Source organism: Rhizobium sp. 22-785-1 (assembly GCF_053521965.1).
Window position 1 is genome coordinate 132,374 of record NZ_JBNWDI010000006.1, and the last position, 15,341, is coordinate 147,714.

A 15,341-nucleotide genomic window follows, 5' to 3' on the forward strand; every position below is an offset into this window, starting at 1 on the left:
CGCATCACGCTGTGAGGCGGAAAATTCGGGTAGCGGGGCAAGAATGACTAAGACTAAAAGACGCTTTGGCGTGAGGCTTGAACTGTGCGGCGTGGCTGTGGTTGCCATCTGCGGCACATGGCCGGCATACGCTCAAGAGGCTGCAACGACGCTTGCTCCAATCATCATCCGTGGAGAAAGCGAAAGAGAGGCTGCGGTCAAGGGTTACGTCGCCAAAAGGGCGTCCACCGGCTCAAAAAGCGACACGCCCGTGCAGGACATCCCCCAGGCGGTTTCCGTCATTGGCCGTGAGGAGCTCGATGACCGCGGCGTCGTCAACAAGGTCGATGAAGCCCTGCGCTACACTCCCGGCGTGACGACCCAGCCTTTCGGCAGCGATCCGGATACCGACTGGTACTATATTCGCGGCTTCGACGCGAGCCAGACCGGCGTTTACCTCGACGGTCTCAGCCTCTTCTCCTACGGCTTCGGCAACTTCCAGATCGATCCTTTCGCACTGGATCGCGTCGAAGTCTTGAAGGGTCCGGCATCCGTTCTTTATGGCGGGGCGAATGCAGGCGGCATCGTCAATATGACGAGCAAGCGGCCGACTGACACTCCCTATTATTACACGGAGGCCGGCATCAATAGTAACGGCAATGGATATGGCGCCTTCGACGTCTCCGACAAGCTCAATGACGACGGTACGATTCAGTATCGCCTGACCGGCAAGATCGGGGGCGGTGACGGCTATACCGATTACACCCACGACTTCCGCGGCTTCATCATGCCGCAGCTGACGATCTCACCCGACGCGGATACAAAATTCACGGTCTGGGCATCCTATGCTGGTCTGGATCAGTTGCACACCGGCAACGGCTTCCTGCCTTACGAGGGCACTGTGGTCGCTCGGCCAGGTGTTGGCGAAATCTCACGCCGCTTCTTCCCGGGCGAGCCCGATATCGACACCGGACGCTACAGCCAGACAATGGCTGGCTATGAATTGGAACATACATTCGATAATGGCTGGGAATTGACCTCCAATCTCCGTTACGGCCACCTGAACAAATACGAGCATTTCGTCTATCCGTACCTGTGGGCATCTGCGACCGAACTCAACCGCATCAACTTCGAGGGCGACACAAGCGCGGATACGATCGGTTGGGACAATCGCCTGGAAAATTCCTTCGATCTGGGTGGCACGGAACACAAGGTCATGGTCGGCCTCGACTACCGCCTCTATCGTATCGACAACATACAGAATTCTGTATTCGGTTCGGGTCCGATTGACGTCAACAATCCGGTCTATGGTCAGCCACAGGCAGCGCCTTCGCCGCTCTACAATGAGACGGTCACAATGAACCAGCTCGGCTTCTACGCCCAAGACCAAGTCCGGTTCGGCGGTGGCTGGCTGGTGACGCTGAACGGTCGTTACGACTTCGTTCATACGGATTTCAACGATAAAATGCCAACCGGCGTCAGCTTTGATGACACGGATGGCGCGTGGAGTGGTCGCGTAGGCCTAGCATATGAGTTCGACAACGGCTTTACACCATACGCAAGTGTCGCAACCTTCTTCAACCCGCTCGTCGGTCGCGGTCTGCAAGGCCCACTGAAGCCGGAAGATGGCGAACAATATGAAGCAGGCATCAAATATGTGCCGGAGTTTATGGACGCTTCTGTCACGGCATCCGTCTTTCAAATCAACAAACGGAACAACACGGTAGCGATCGGCGCTCCGCCATGGACCGACCAGTTGGGCGCCGTCCAATCGCGTGGCTTTGAAGTCGAAGGCAAGATCAATGTCGACGAAAACTGGAAGCTGCTCGCGTCCTACGCCTACACGGATACTGAAGTCACCAAGAATGACCCCAACCCAGTTCTTGTCGGAAAATCGCTTTACGTTGTTCCCGCGCATTCGGCATCGCTTTGGGCAGATTATACCATAACATCGGGACTGCTGGAGGGCGTGAGCATCGGTGCTGGTCTGCGTTACAAGGGCCAATCTTGGGCCGACGAAGCCAATACACTGAAAGTCCCGGGATCGACCGTGGCCGACGCAGCAATCCGCTACAAAAAGGATAACTGGACCGCATCGCTCAATGTTACCAACCTCTTCGACAAGACCTATGTCGAGTCCTGCCGTGGTGTCGGTGCCTGCGGCTACGGCGAGGCACGAACGGTCATGTTCAAGATCGGCAAAGCATGGTAAGTTGACAATTCAACACAAGTTTTGCAGAAGATCCTCGCATTGAACCCTAGGACATTCCTGTCTGGAACCAACCTGAAAGTGGCACGCCTGACCCGCAGAACGTTTGTTTCAGCCGTAGTCTCGCTCGCGGCAGCAGGACAGGTGCGGGCAATGGGTCGGGAGCCTCGCGTTGCGACGCTCGACTGGGCGCTTCTGGAAACGCTCCTGGCGATTGGCGCAAATGTCGTCGCGGCGACGGAACTGCGGCAGTTCAGGGAGGTCGTCGTCAAACCTGACCTTCCTTCAGGCGTCGTCGACATAGGTCTGCGAGGAACGCCAAATTTCGAGGCGCTTCAGTTTGCCCAACCGGACTTGATCTTCAACTCGAACTTCTACGCATGGGCCGATCCGTTCATCGGCCGGATCGCACCGGTCGAGAGTCACTCGATTTATGTAATGGGCAAAAGTCCTTATGCACTCGCTGAACAGGCAACGCTTGCCATTGGTGAGCGCCTGGCAATACCTGCGGCGCAAGACCTGGTGACTGATCTTGCGGTGCGGCTCGATCATTTGAAGCAGGCTTTTACAGCGGGTGAAAGCAGGCCTGTTCTTCCAATCAATCTTGGGGATGCTCGGCACTACAGGGTCTTCGGATCTGACAGCATGTTCGGTGAGGTATTGACGCGGCTCGGGCTGAGCAATGCGTGGCAAGGCGCTACCAATTACTCCGCGACTGCGCCTCTCGGTATAGAGACACTTGCCTCGATGCCAGATGCCTGGCTCGTCCTCATCCCGCCTCATCCACAGGACGTGTTCGAAGCACTGACGAAAAGTGCGTTCTGGAAAGCGCTACCAGCCGTGCGAGAAAGCCGCGTGCTCACCGTGGGCTCGATTAATCCCTACGGTGCGCTTCCGGCCGCACGCCGCTTTGCCGAATTTTTAGCAAAAGGGCTTTCCGGTGCCCGAGGCTGATAGCGTTAAAGTGTCGAAACGCGGTGCACAGCGTCCGCTACTCAATGGAGCCGGATTATTCGCCAGTTGCATCGTCTCCCTCATCGTCCTGGTGGCGTCGCGTCCTCTTTTGCCGAATGACCAGCCAAATGCAGCTAGCCTTAATGACATCCTTCTATGGAACAGCCTCGTTCCTCGTGCGGCGGTGGCATTGATTGCAGGTACAGCGCTTGGTCTGGCGGGCGCCTTGCTGCAGAAAGTCCTTCGCAATCCGATTGCCGACGCCTCGACGCTCGGCATCGCATCCGGAGCTCAGCTTGCTCTCACCTTGGCTTTAAGTTTTTCGTCATTTTCACTCGGAGTCTCGCGCGAATTCATTGCCTTTGCTGGCGGCCTCTCAGCCCTGGCAGTTGTCTTGGCGCTCAGTTGGCGACGTGGGTTTGATCCGGTCACAGTAGCGATTTGCGGTATGATCGTCGGGCTGATCTCGGCATCTCTGAGCGTCACGCTCATCCTGGCACGCGGCGAATATGCTATGTCGATCCACATCTGGGGCGCTGGCGCGCTGAACCAACAGGACTGGAGTGTCGTCCTGTCACTCGCCCCGCGGCTTCTGGTCGGCATTGCTGCGGCAGTACTCCTCATGCGGCCGTTGACAGTGCTTGCACTTGATGATTCCAGCGCCAGGAGTCTCGGTGTCACCTTGTTTGGAACGCGCTTGGCAGTCTTGCTGCTATCTGTCTGGCTGGCCGCTTCGGTAACAGCCGCGGTCGGCGTCATCGGTTTCCTCGGCCTAGCTGCACCGGCGGTCGCCCGTTCCTGCGGAGCGCGGACAACGGGACATATCATGATGGCGGCACCATTGACGGGAGCCGCAATGCTGTTCATTTGCGACTGCCTTACACAACTACTCGGGCAAGGCTTCTCCGATCTGGCTCCCACGGGCGCTGCAACCGCGCTTCTTGGTGGTCCTCTATTGCTCGTGCTGTTACCACGCGTCCACAGCTTCTCCGGGACCACTGCCAAGTCCGGCGCGACGACCCGACAACGTCAAAAACCAGCGCTCATGCTGGCCGTTCTCATTGGTGGAATTGCTTTAGTTTTTTGCTTGGCGCTGATGGTCGGCCCCACACACAACGGATGGACCATTGTGACCGGTCAGCAGTTATACGAGCTTCTTCCCTTTCGCTTGCCGCGTATTATCACCGGCGCCGGCGCAGGCGCCATGCTGGGCGCAGCTGGCTTCGTCATTCAACGCGTGACCGGAAATCCTATAGCCAGTCCTGAAGTCCTCGGGGTTTCCAGCGGCGGTGGCGCAGGTTTGACGCTGGCACTGTTCCTGACCGGAATTCCCTCCACTTTCGTGATGCTTGCCAGCATAGCGCTCGGATCGCTTGTCGCCTTCCTGTTGATGATTGCGATAGCAGGTAAATCAGGATTTTCAGCGGAACGCCTGTTGCTGGCTGGTATCGCAGTCAGCGCTTTTTGCATGGCACTCGTGAGCATGGTGTTGGCCCAAGGAGACATGCGCAGCTATGTTCTACTCAATTGGATGTCGGGATCGACCAGCCGCGCCGGTGTCTACGAGGCAAGTATCGCCATGCTATCGCTGCTGGTGCTGACAATTCCGCTATTCCTGATGTTGCGATGGCTGACCATCCTGCCGCTCGGAACCGGATTGTCGCGTAGCGTAGGCCTTAGCCTCACACATTCGCGCATGATGCTTGCCATTCTCGCGGCCCTGATGACGGCCGTTTCCACTTTCCTCGTTGGTCCTTTAAGCCTGACAGGGCTGGTCGCACCACATCTTGCGCGGCTGCTCGGTTTTCGAAAAACGCATCACCAACTTGCGGCAACGGTCTTTTTGGGCGCTATCGTCATGATGGCAGCGGACTGGTTGGCGCGCATTGTCATCTATCCCTACCAGATACCCACTGGTCTCTTCGCGGCGTTGATTGGAGGGCCTTATCTTCTATGGCTGCTTGGACGCCGGGAGGCTTCGGTCTGATGGCAAGAGATGACAATCCATCGCGAGCGAGCGCAACGGCACCAGGTTCGGACCCGAAACGGGCCTTGCTTACGCAGGCGCTTGAAGCACAGTCAGCCTATGTGCCTGAAATGCGCGCAGAGATTGGGCCGGCAAGCGCTGATTGGACGAGTTCCAAGACATTTTGGGCCAGCGACGCAGCTCTGGATGATTTCATCGCCTTTGAGCAATCACGATACGAGGGCGTTGACGCCAAGACAGCCGGTGCGTTCATAATGAACGATTACGGTTACATCCTGTCTGCCACGACCGTGCCGCTGTTCGTTGGCTTCGGCCTCATTCCCGACCTGTCACTCTCATCCGTCGCCCTTAAGTTCTACACGACCGAGCGACGGCACGAAGGCAAGGTATACCGAGCGCGGCGAGCCAATGTCCGTTTCGTTGAGCGCGGGTTCCAGTATGGTCATTTAAGCGATCCTGAAGACGGAGAGAGGTTCAGAAGCGAAATCGAGACGCATCTTCGCCCCGTGGTCGACCGGATTCACGCAAAGACGCGCCTCTCGCGTGCAGCACTCTGGCGTCTCGCAGGCGATGCGATCGCCGATCGCTTTCTTGACGCCGGGCGCCATTTCGGGATCGTCGAAACGGCCAAGGCAGCTGCAATGCGCATTCTAAAAGTGCCAGGCTCGCCCCTCACCAATCGCGAACTCCAGTATTTCGACGTCACCATAATCGACCGGCATCAAAAGGAGTTTTCCGCAACCTTTCAGCAACGCGGCGGCTGCTGCCGGTTTTACTGCGTGGAAGGTGGTGCGTATTGCACCACCTGCGTCTTGAAAGCCCCCGCAGATCGAGACGAGGAACTGCGCCAAGCCGTACGCGACCGGCTTGGCATTGCCTGATTGATCCGTTCATCAAATTTTATCCTGGAGTTGCGACATTCGTTGAAGAATACTCCGGCCATCGTAATGGTCTGCTCTTCCCATTGTCGATGATAGCACGTCATCTTTTCTTTTACTGCTCGATGTCGGAGTGTTTCAATCTTGCGTCAGCGACAAAGCTTGAAGTAAGGCGCAAATATGCTTCGATGGCTCCAAATACATGCAATTCAATTTATTGACCTGATGATGTACTCAACTAGTAAGCGCGTCGCACAATACGCAATGGAAAGCAGTTTGAATCGCTAAAATTCAGTCTACTAAGGCACGACGTTAAATCATTATTACTCATAACATAAATGCATATCCGAATTGAGTTGATCGCCAAAATCTAAACGGTATTGCTAAGGGAAACTCGAGGCCTCTACATGCAAACACGTCGATTGTTCATTCAGTCCCTGGCAGGACTTTTGGTTGGTGGGATTTTTTCGAACTCTAGCGCCCTATCGGCAGAGCCGATCCTGAAGGTCGAGGGTTTGATTTCTGGCGAGAAAACCTCGACTGTTCTTGACCTGACGATGATGGACAAGATGCCGCAGACTGAGTTTTCAACCACGACGCCGTGGCATAATGGCGTTACGCGATTCAGCGGCGTATTGTTGAAAGACCTTCTGGCGACGTTGCAGGTCACCGGGACCAAGCTGCAAATCATCGCTCTGAATGACTATGCTGTTGGTGCTGATATCTCCGAATTGGTGGCAGCTGACGCACTGCTGGCTACGCGCCAGAATGGCGAGATCATGCCCGTGAGCGATAAGGGCCCTATTTTTCTTGTGTTCCCTTTCGACAGTCGCCCCGAATTGCAGCATCAGACCTATTACAGTCGGGCTGTGTGGCAAATCGCGGAAATTGACGTCCTGTGAAAACGATAGGCAATACGATTGACCTTCCTACCCGCTATCGACGGCTCAAATTAACTTTGACGCTGGTCACAGCGATATTGGCGTTAATCGCTGTTGCAAGTTCTTTTCTGGCGTACAACTATCAGCGCCACATTATCGAGGCTTCCCGCTATAATAGTACTTTCGACCTCGGTCAGACGGCAGTCGAACTGTTGCGTCTCCAGTTTGCGCTTCAACAAAGTCAAACGTCTGGTGACCTCCGAGACGTTTCGTTTCGGCTCAGCATTGTTAACAATCGGCTGAAAATCTTTTCGTCCAATCCACTAAACGATGATCCGAAGCAGAAGGCCATGCTAGAGGATCTTAAAAAGGTTGTGTCCACGCTTGCGCCTTTAGCCACCGAGCCTCACTCACCAGAGGCGATCCGCGATGGTGTCTCCAGGCTTCAGCCCTTTATCGCGCCAGTCTTGCGACTTGGATCAATGTCGCATGCCAGCGTTGGTGATGAAATCCAGCGCAACCAGGGCCAGCTCGGCATCATCTTCGCCACGATCTGCGCTGTGACGATGACCTTCGTCGTTTTTGGCGCAGTCCTTCTGGTTTTTGTCTTCAGTCAAAACGCAAAGCTGGACAGGGTCTTGAAAATCGATTCGCTGACTGGGATCGCGAACCGTCTGGGCCTGAGCGCATCCATCTCGAAAAAATCAGATGTCGAACAGGCGCTGATCATCCTCGATGTCGACCATTTCAAGATGATCAACGACACCTTGGGGCACGCTTCAGGAGATCGGCTCTTATTCGAGCTTTCTATCAGATTGAGTAGCGCCTGCGCCGGGGCGGATGTGATTGCACGCATCGGTGGTGATGAATTTGCTATTCTCTACAGCGGCCCGGAGGCGTTTGAAGCGGCTGTGGCTTGCTGCAAGCGAATTTTGCTGGAGGTTAGCGCGCCTTTTGAGATCGATGGACGTTTGGTGTCGTCGACCGTCAGTCTGGGCGTCAGTTCAGCTGCAGCCAATCTTGATAAGGGCGCCACGCTGTTCAGACATGCTGATATTGCGCTCTATGAATCGAAGAAAGCAGGACGCAATCAGTTCAAAACCTTCCATCCCGACATGAACGAGGAACTTTCGCGCTGGCAATGCTTGAAGACCGGTTTGGCGTCGGCGACCGAGAAGGGCGAACTCTTTTTGCTTTTCCAGCCGATTGTCGATCTTGCGACGAATGCAACGCGCGGCTTCGAGGCGCTTTTGCGTTGGCAACACGGCGAACTGGGCCTCATTTCACCAGCAGAATTCATCCCGATCGCAGAGGAAAGCGGTCAGATTGGCCCGATTGGTTCCTGGGTCATTGATGCCGCATGTCAGCAGGCCGCCCTTCTACCTGCAGATACGTTCATTGCAGTCAACGTATCTGCCTCTCAACTAACCAATCCATCGCTTGCGCTTCAAACCCGCGCCTGTCTCACTAAATTCGGCGTCTCACCGAAGCGACTCGAGATCGAGATTACGGAAAGCACTCTTATCGAAAATGACGAGCGCGCACTGGCCGTTCTTCATGAACTGAAACAGATGGGCTGCCGTATCTCACTGGATGACTTCGGAACGGGTTATGCTTCGCTAAGTTACCTACGACGCTTTCCGTTCGATAAAATAAAAATCGACCAGTCGTTCCTGCGCGGCGCTTCGCACCGAGAGGAAGCGATCGCGATCATTACCGGCACGTGCGATCTTGCACACCGGCTGGACCTGACAATCGTCGCGGAAGGGATCGAAACTGAAGAGGATCGCGAACTTGTCCGAGCAGCAGGAAGCCATCAAGGCCAAGGGTACCTGTTTGACAGGCCTTTAAGCTCGCAATCGGCAATGGATCGTGTCTCGCTGGAATCGAAAGCTCGTTCTCTAAGCCAAGCGATTTAAGTCCTACATCGATCTGTACTGCGTTCGTCCTTGTCGCCGATACAGCATCTGAGACATGCCACAAACGAGAATTAACTTGCGACGCGGCGCAGCAAGACCCGCGAGAGGCTCTATTACCTTTCAGATACCAGCCACTCGATCAACTTCCCGACGGCGCTGTCGTTGCTTTTTGACTGCATCAGCCAGTAGCCGCGATCAGGTGCCTCCAGACTTGGACCCGCCGCAACCAACACGCCGGCCTCGACCAAAGGATCAACGAGCCCCGCCCAACCAAGCGCAAATCCCTGTTCTCCAATGGTTGCCTGAACCACCATCGTGTAATTGTTGAAGCTGATGTCGCTCCCTTCTTTCTCCACATCTCTTGGAACGTTGAACTGCTTGAAATAGGCGGGCCAATCCAACCACTGCGCCTGAGAGCTGTTTTCGAGGTGAATGAGTTTTCGTCGGGAGAACTCTGCAACGGAGTGCGATGAAGGTGCATCCACCAGCAAGGCAGGTGAGCAAACCGGCATCACTTTTTCAGACAGCAGCATGACCGCCCCTTCCCCCGCTTCTTCCCGGGTCCCGAAAATGATCATCACATCGCTATCGTGCTTACTCTCACCGAGTGGGCTCTGCGTCGCCACGATCTGGATATTGATGTCAGGATTGAGGGAACGAAAGCCATGCATACGTGGAATGAGCCAGAGCGACGAGAAGGCGTAGTCGGTATGCAAGCGGATGGTTTGACGATCGTCGCTGCGGCGAAGCTGACGCGCCAAGAGGTCGATGGCATCGACATTGCGTGCAACGATATCAAATAGCCGCTGCCCCTCGCCGGTCAACTCGATGCCGCGATGTTTACGGCGAATGAGCACGACGCCGAGGTCATCTTCCAGCCTGCGAATCTGATAGCTGACGGCGGGCTGGGTCAGCCTTAGCGATGCCGCAGCAGCCGTCAGGCTGCCACGACGGGCAACCTCAGTAAAAATGCGCATCCATCCAAGATCGAGCGGCCGATCAGACATAAAGAATCCTTATGGGACTCATCGAAAAATACCCGCTTCACAGCCGAAAACAATGTGGTGTTCAATAAACAGGACTAATAAAAGGGGAGCCGCAATGAAATCTATTTCTCATCTGCATCGCATCGCCGCCGGTCTTTTTCTGTCCGTCGCAGCCTTCTCCACCCCACTTCAGGCGGCCGACGACGCCGCCTGCAAGACAGTCCATCTCAGCGATCCGGGCTGGACCGATATAACGGCGACGAACGGCGTAGCCTCGGTGCTGCTTGAGGCGCTTGGTTACGAGGCGGATGTCAAAACGCTGTCGGTGCCGATCGGCTATCAGGCAATGAAGAATGGCGAGATCGACGTTTTCCTTGGCAACTGGATGCCAGCACAGAAGTCCTTCGTTGATGACCTGAAAGCTGCCAAGGCGGCCGAGGTTTTGGGAAAAAATCTCGAAGGCGCCAAGTTTACGCTCGCGGTTCCGGCCTATATGGCGGAAAAGGGCGTCAAGGACTTTGCCGACCTTGCCAAGCATGCCGATGAATTCGAAAGCAAGATTTACGGCATCGAGCCGGGCGCACCCGCCAATCAAAATATCCAGAAGATCATCGACGCCAACGATTTCGGCCTGAAAGGCTGGCAGCTTGTCGAGTCGGGTGAACAGGCAATGCTGGCGCAGGTGGAGCGCGCCGGCAGAGACAAGAAGGCTGTGGTCTTCCTCGCCTGGGCACCACATCCAATGAATGAGAAGATCGATATCGCTTATCTTTCCGGCGGTGATGCCTATTTTGGCCCGAACTTTGGAGGAGCTGAGGTCTATACGCTTGCCCGTACCGGATGGCCCCAGCAATGCCCGAATGCAGCAAAGCTGTTCAAAAACCTGAAATTCGAAATCGGCATGGAAAACAACCTGATGGGCGCTATTCTCGACGGTCGGGATTCAAAAGCGGCGGCCACAACCTGGCTGAAAACCAATCCGAAAGCCCTTGACGGCTGGCTGCAGGGCGTAACCACTCTGGATGGCAAACCAGCTTCGGACGCCGTCAAGGCCAAGCTTGCTCTCTAAAAGATAGTGCGTCCTGCTGGACGCACTATCTTCTTCAATCAACTTCAATCTACGAATCTTGCCTTCCGACGATCGATCTCGATTTTCGAGCCGGTGACGTAAGGTCAAAACGTAATCGGACAGCCGAGATGCCGCGCCCCAATATCTTGATCCTCATGGCCGACCAATTCAACGGCACCTTCTTTCCTGATGGCCCGGCCGATTTTCTGCACGCTCCGCATCTAAAGCGATTGGCCGAGCGATCAGTCCGTTTCGCCAACACCTATACCGCAAGTCCACTTTGTGCGCCGGCGCGTGCATCCTTCATGTCCGGGCAATTGCCGAGCCGGACGCGGGTCTATGACAACGCAGCCGAGTTCGCCTCCGATATTCCGACCTATGCACATCATCTGCGGGCCGCGGGTTACTACACCGGCCTTTCAGGGAAAATGCATTTCGTTGGCCCAGACCAGTTACATGGTTTTGAAGAACGGTTGACAACGGATATCTATCCGGCGGATTTCGGCTGGACTCCTGATTACACCAAACCAGGCGAGCGGATCGACTGGTGGTATCACAATCTAGGCTCTGTCACGGGCGCTGGCGTGGCAGAAATCACCAACCAGATGGAATATGACGACGAGGTCGCCTATCACGCAACCCGCAAGCTTTACGACCTATCCCGCCGCCTTGATGACCGCCCGTGGTGCTTGACCGTCAGCTTCACGCACCCGCACGACCCGTACGTGGCGCGGCGCAAGTTCTGGGACCTTTATGAGGATTGCCCGGCACTCGATCCGCACTTGGAAGCAATTCCCTTTGATGAGCAGGACGCGCATTCGAAGCGCCTGCTGGAAGCTTGCGACCACAAGGCCTTCGAAATTACCCACGAGCAGATCCGGCGCGCCCGGCGCGGCTACTTTGCCAACATCTCCTATATCGACGAAAAGATCGGCGAAATCCTCGACGTTCTGAAAGCAACCAGAATGGAAAACGATACGATCATCCTCTTCCTGTCCGACCATGGCGATATGCTCGGCGAGCGCGGGCTGTGGTTCAAGATGTGTTTTTTCGAGGGCTCAGCGCGCGTACCGCTCATGATCGCTGCACCAGGATGGACGCCGCGCCGGATTGAAGCGCCGGTCTCGACACTAGATGTCACGCCCACACTGTGCGGTATGGCCGGGCTCGATATCAGCACGCTCAAACGCTGGACGGATGGCGAGGATTTGGCTGCAGTTGCGGCGCAGACCGGAGAACGCGGGCCCGTCCCGATGGAATACGCAGCAGAAGGTTCTATCGCGCCGCTGGTTGCTCTTCGCGACGGGCGCTACAAGCTCTGCGTTTGCGAAGCCGATCCACCTCTCCTATACGACTTGGCGGCAGATCCCGAAGAGCGAACAAATCTTGCCACAGATCCGGCATTCGGCACCGTCCTCTCGTCTCTGTCTGAAGAAATCGGTCGGCGCTGGCAACTACCCGTTTTCGATGCGGCTGTCAGGGAAAGTCAGGCGCGGCGTTGGGTGGTCTACAATGCCCTGCGCAACGGGGCCTACTACCCTTGGGATTACCAGCCACTGCAAAAAGCCTCGGAACGCTATATGCGCAACCACATGGACCTCAACGTCCTGGAGGAAAACCAACGTTATCCGCGCGGCGAGTGACATATGATAGGGAGACGAGCGCGGCGGTCGTCATGCTCGTCCTCTCGACATCCGAACTTAGCTGATTTCAAGCGCGCTCAGCGCGTTGTCGATCGCCGCGCCTGAGGCAGTATTGTCAAATACGCACCATCCTTGCGATGCCGAGAGATCCAGAAAAGACCTGATCTCTGCATCAGTGTAGCTCGAATAATACATCCTAGGCTTGCCGTGGAGACGGATGTATTTTGGTGGTTCGCCAAAATTTTCCGCGGCCCATACCGGTGCGGGGTCGGCAAGAACCCGGTCGATCCCGTAGCTCTTCAACAGATCGAACGCATCGCTCGATGCCCAGCTTTTGTGCCGCACCTCGATGACCATCTGCCCTTCGTCGGCGTTGCGCATCGCCTTGAAAGCGGGAGCAAAGACATCGACATCGAATTTCAATGAAGGCGGCAACTGGCAGAGCAGCGGCCCGCGCTTCCTGTCCAGCGGCGCGATATCCTCAAGGAAGGTGTCGAAGGCCCCCGCAATGTCCTTCATCGCTCTTGCGTGGGTAATCTCTTTTGGAACTTTTATCGCGAACCGAAAGCTGTCGGGTACGGCTTCCGCCCACCGCGCAAATGTCGATGCCTTATGCCGCCGGTAGAAGGTCGAATTGATCTCGACGCCTTCGAACACCGACGCGTACCGCGAAAGGCCACTCCCCTGTTGAGAGAACCGTTGAGCCACTGGCTTGGGAATAGACCAGGCAGCGGTAGCGATGATCCGCAAATCTACGTCCTCTCCCCATTTCCCACATTGGAAGCCAAACAAAGCAGCCTGTCGCTCGGTTCCGCAACACGCGGCCCATGGAGCCGACAGGCTCGAGCCGCGATCGCCTCCGAACGAAGAAGAATGGAGCTTTCGATATAAACCGAGCGTGTGAGCGGCATAGAACGGGCCATCCCATGCTCAAAGACCGAAGCGTTCCACCTCATTGCGAACCTCTTCGACACCAAGACCGCATCCGAGCAACAGGGAAACGAGAACACGTGCCTTCTGAGAACTGAGGTCGCCCGCGAAGATTACGCCGCCTTCGGCAAGCGTTTTGCCACCGCCGTTTCCGTAGATCGGTTTGACGCGCCCGCGCTGGCACCGGCTGGTCATGATGACAGGAGTGCCGCTTTTTACCAGATCGATGGCGGCTGCCGTAACGGCCGGCGGCGCGTTGCCCCGCCCGAAGCCTTCGATAACCACAGCCTTGACGCCATTCAAAGCCGCGAAGCGTAGGAAGCGATCGCTTGATCCGATACCGAGCTTGACGATCTCGATGTCGGTTTCGACCCGTGATGCAGGTATTTTGCCTCGGAACACTGGGCGGCGGTGAACGGCGACCATATCACCATCGACTTCGCCAAGCTTGCCGTGTTCGGCAGAGATAAATGTGTCGGTCCGAGATGTGTGCGACTTCGTGACGTCACGGGCGGCATGAAACTCCTGCTCGAAGCAAAGCAGAACGCCAAGGCCACGGGCGACGGAGGACGCAGCGATGCGCACGGCATCGCCGATGTTGCGTGGCCCGTCCGCGTCCAGTTCATCTGCGGCGCGTTGCGCACCGGTAAAAACAACTGGCTTTTCGCTGTCGATCAGAAGATCGGCCATATAGGCACTCTCCTCCATCGTGTCGGTTCCGTGGGTCACGACGACACCATTGATCCTCGGGTCCGCCAGATGCTCTCGGATCCTGCATGCGAGTGCAAAGGCATCCTCAAGCGAGAGCGCGAAACTGCCCACCGTCATGAACTCATCGACGAGCAATTCGACGTCATCTAGACGGCTACCGAGCAATGCTCTCAGCTCGGCACCACCGAGTTTGGCCGTTACGTGGCCGGTACTGGCGTTCTTCTGTGACGCAATCGTCCCGCCTGTCGTGATGAGGCAAACTGTCTTCTTCATCATATCCCCCGCTCTTCATCGAAGCTTATCTTGGCCTGACCGATATTGTCAAATGCCCAAGGATTAGCCACATAATGCCTATAATTTAACGTTGACGGCCTGACCGAAATACGATTTCCTTCTCCTGTAATCTTATTTGGTCAGACCAAGAGAAAGAAGCGGCTGGTGATAGACAGCATCGTCAGGAAGCAAAGTGAGGCGGATGCTGTCGGCGAAAGCGCCGTGGCGGCGACGGTCAGAACGTTGGCTTCGATGATCGCCGATGGACGCTGGCCGGCTGGGACAGCACTCCTGCCGCAACGAGAGCTTGCGAAGCTTCTGAACATAAGCCGCGCTACACTTCGTGAAGCGATTTCGGTTCTCTTGACCATTGGCAAGATCAAGGCTCGAGACAATGGCAGAGGTTTCACGATAGCGGATCTGGCGCAAAGCCAGGCCTGGTCGAGCGCGGCACCCTATTCGCTGCGGGAAGTCTACCAACTGCGGCACGTTGTCGAAAGCTACGCGGCACAGCTTGCAGCCATGTCCCGAACGGAAGCCGATCTTGCGCGACTTCGTCAGGCGCTCGATGCGTTTCGGCGTGCCGCAATTTCCAGCGACCTGAGCGCCTATGCAGAGGCTGACTTCGAGTTCCACCGCCAGATTCTGGCGCTTTGCGGCAACCGGCTTCTCGTCGACATGCACCGCACTTTTGCAGATGTGATGCAGGAGAGCCAGCGTATGCCGGTGTTGCGCCCGGGGGATCTCTGGCCTGCCGTCAAGGAGCACGAATTGATCCTCGAAGCCATTGAGCGCGGCGATCCGGACGGCGCCAATTATTACATGCGCAAGCATATCAGTATGGGGGGCAGCCGCTCAGGCCTTGCCCCCTCCGAACTGCCTTGAGTTCAACCCGGCCTGACCGGCCAAGCGAGAAGGAATG

Annotated in this window: 12 protein-coding genes; 9 read left to right on the forward strand and 3 right to left on the reverse strand. The window is 56.2% G+C overall.

What is annotated here, in order from left to right:
• Nucleotides 1-43 precede the first annotated feature (43 nt).
• The 6 genes from ACQZ5M_RS13895 (at nt 44) to ACQZ5M_RS13920 (ending at nt 8,807) form a co-directional block, all read left to right on the forward strand.
• Entirely contained in the window at nt 44-2,191 is a 2,148-nt protein-coding gene (locus tag ACQZ5M_RS13895; RefSeq protein WP_449080033.1) for a TonB-dependent siderophore receptor, read from the forward strand.
• A gap of 78 nt (nt 2,192-2,269) precedes the next feature.
• Nucleotides 2,270-3,142, forward strand: a complete 873-nt coding sequence (locus ACQZ5M_RS13900) for an ABC transporter substrate-binding protein (protein WP_296038719.1) — start codon at nt 2,270-2,272, stop codon at nt 3,140-3,142.
• A 10-nt stretch (nt 3,143-3,152) separates the two neighbouring features.
• Complete coding sequence (fhuB, locus tag ACQZ5M_RS13905) at nt 3,153-5,129, forward strand: Fe(3+)-hydroxamate ABC transporter permease FhuB (protein WP_449080034.1); 1,977 nt, start codon at nt 3,153-3,155, stop codon at nt 5,127-5,129.
• The gene (locus ACQZ5M_RS13910) at nt 5,129-6,010 is read left to right on the forward strand and encodes a ferric iron reductase (RefSeq protein ID WP_296038576.1); all 882 of its coding nucleotides are present in this window, start codon (nt 5,129-5,131) and stop codon (nt 6,008-6,010) included. The genes fhuB and ACQZ5M_RS13910 overlap by 1 nt, the downstream gene beginning before the upstream one ends.
• Before the next feature lie 512 nt (nt 6,011-6,522).
• Nucleotides 6,523-6,909 (forward strand): molybdopterin-dependent oxidoreductase, encoded by a 387-nt coding sequence (locus tag ACQZ5M_RS13915; protein WP_449080035.1) that lies wholly within the window; start codon nt 6,523-6,525, stop codon nt 6,907-6,909.
• Entirely contained in the window at nt 6,906-8,807 is a 1,902-nt protein-coding gene (locus ACQZ5M_RS13920) for a putative bifunctional diguanylate cyclase/phosphodiesterase (protein ID WP_296038572.1), read from the forward strand. The genes ACQZ5M_RS13915 and ACQZ5M_RS13920 overlap by 4 nt, the downstream gene beginning before the upstream one ends.
• Nucleotides 8,808-8,920: 113 nt before the next feature.
• Here ACQZ5M_RS13920 and ACQZ5M_RS13925 read toward each other — a convergent pair whose 3' ends face one another.
• Nucleotides 8,921-9,814, reverse strand: a complete 894-nt coding sequence (locus ACQZ5M_RS13925; protein ID WP_296038570.1) for a choline sulfate utilization transcriptional regulator — start codon at nt 9,812-9,814, stop codon at nt 8,921-8,923.
• Between the two features lie 94 nt (nt 9,815-9,908).
• On the opposite strand from ACQZ5M_RS13925, the gene ACQZ5M_RS13930 reads away from it, so the two are divergent.
• Nucleotides 9,909-10,862, forward strand: a complete 954-nt coding sequence (locus ACQZ5M_RS13930) for a choline ABC transporter substrate-binding protein (protein WP_449080036.1) — start codon at nt 9,909-9,911, stop codon at nt 10,860-10,862.
• Between the two features lie 128 nt (nt 10,863-10,990).
• A complete protein-coding gene (betC, locus tag ACQZ5M_RS13935) occupies nt 10,991-12,505 on the forward strand; it encodes a choline-sulfatase (protein ID WP_449080037.1) in 1,515 nt (504 codons plus the stop codon).
• Between the two features lie 57 nt (nt 12,506-12,562).
• Here the strand turns inward: betC and ACQZ5M_RS13940 are convergent, their stop codons facing one another.
• A complete protein-coding gene (locus tag ACQZ5M_RS13940) occupies nt 12,563-13,255 on the reverse strand; it encodes a DUF72 domain-containing protein (RefSeq protein WP_296038717.1) in 693 nt (230 codons plus the stop codon).
• A gap of 180 nt (nt 13,256-13,435) precedes the next feature.
• A complete protein-coding gene (locus ACQZ5M_RS13945) occupies nt 13,436-14,422 on the reverse strand; it encodes an asparaginase (RefSeq protein WP_449080038.1) in 987 nt (328 codons plus the stop codon).
• 162 nt (nt 14,423-14,584) lie between these two features.
• Here ACQZ5M_RS13945 and ACQZ5M_RS13950 point away from each other — a divergent pair, with 162 nt between their 5' ends.
• Nucleotides 14,585-15,304, forward strand: coding sequence for a FadR/GntR family transcriptional regulator (locus ACQZ5M_RS13950; protein WP_449080039.1), 720 nt, complete (start codon nt 14,585-14,587; stop codon nt 15,302-15,304).
• The last annotated feature ends 37 nt before the right edge of the window (nt 15,305-15,341 follow it).

Coding starts and splice junctions, on each gene's coding strand:
- ACQZ5M_RS13925 (WP_296038570.1), bottom strand. CDS start 9,814: ATGTCTGATCGGCCGCTCGATCTTGGATGGATGCGCATTTTTACTGAG.
- ACQZ5M_RS13895 (WP_449080033.1), top strand. CDS start 44: ATGACTAAGACTAAAAGACGCTTTGGCGTGAGGCTTGAACTGTGCGGC.
- ACQZ5M_RS13910 (WP_296038576.1), top strand. CDS start 5,129: ATGGCAAGAGATGACAATCCATCGCGAGCGAGCGCAACGGCACCAGGT.
- ACQZ5M_RS13930 (WP_449080036.1), top strand. CDS start 9,909: ATGAAATCTATTTCTCATCTGCATCGCATCGCCGCCGGTCTTTTTCTG.
- ACQZ5M_RS13945 (WP_449080038.1), bottom strand. CDS start 14,422: ATGATGAAGAAGACAGTTTGCCTCATCACGACAGGCGGGACGATTGCG.
- betC (WP_449080037.1), top strand. CDS start 10,991: ATGCCGCGCCCCAATATCTTGATCCTCATGGCCGACCAATTCAACGGC.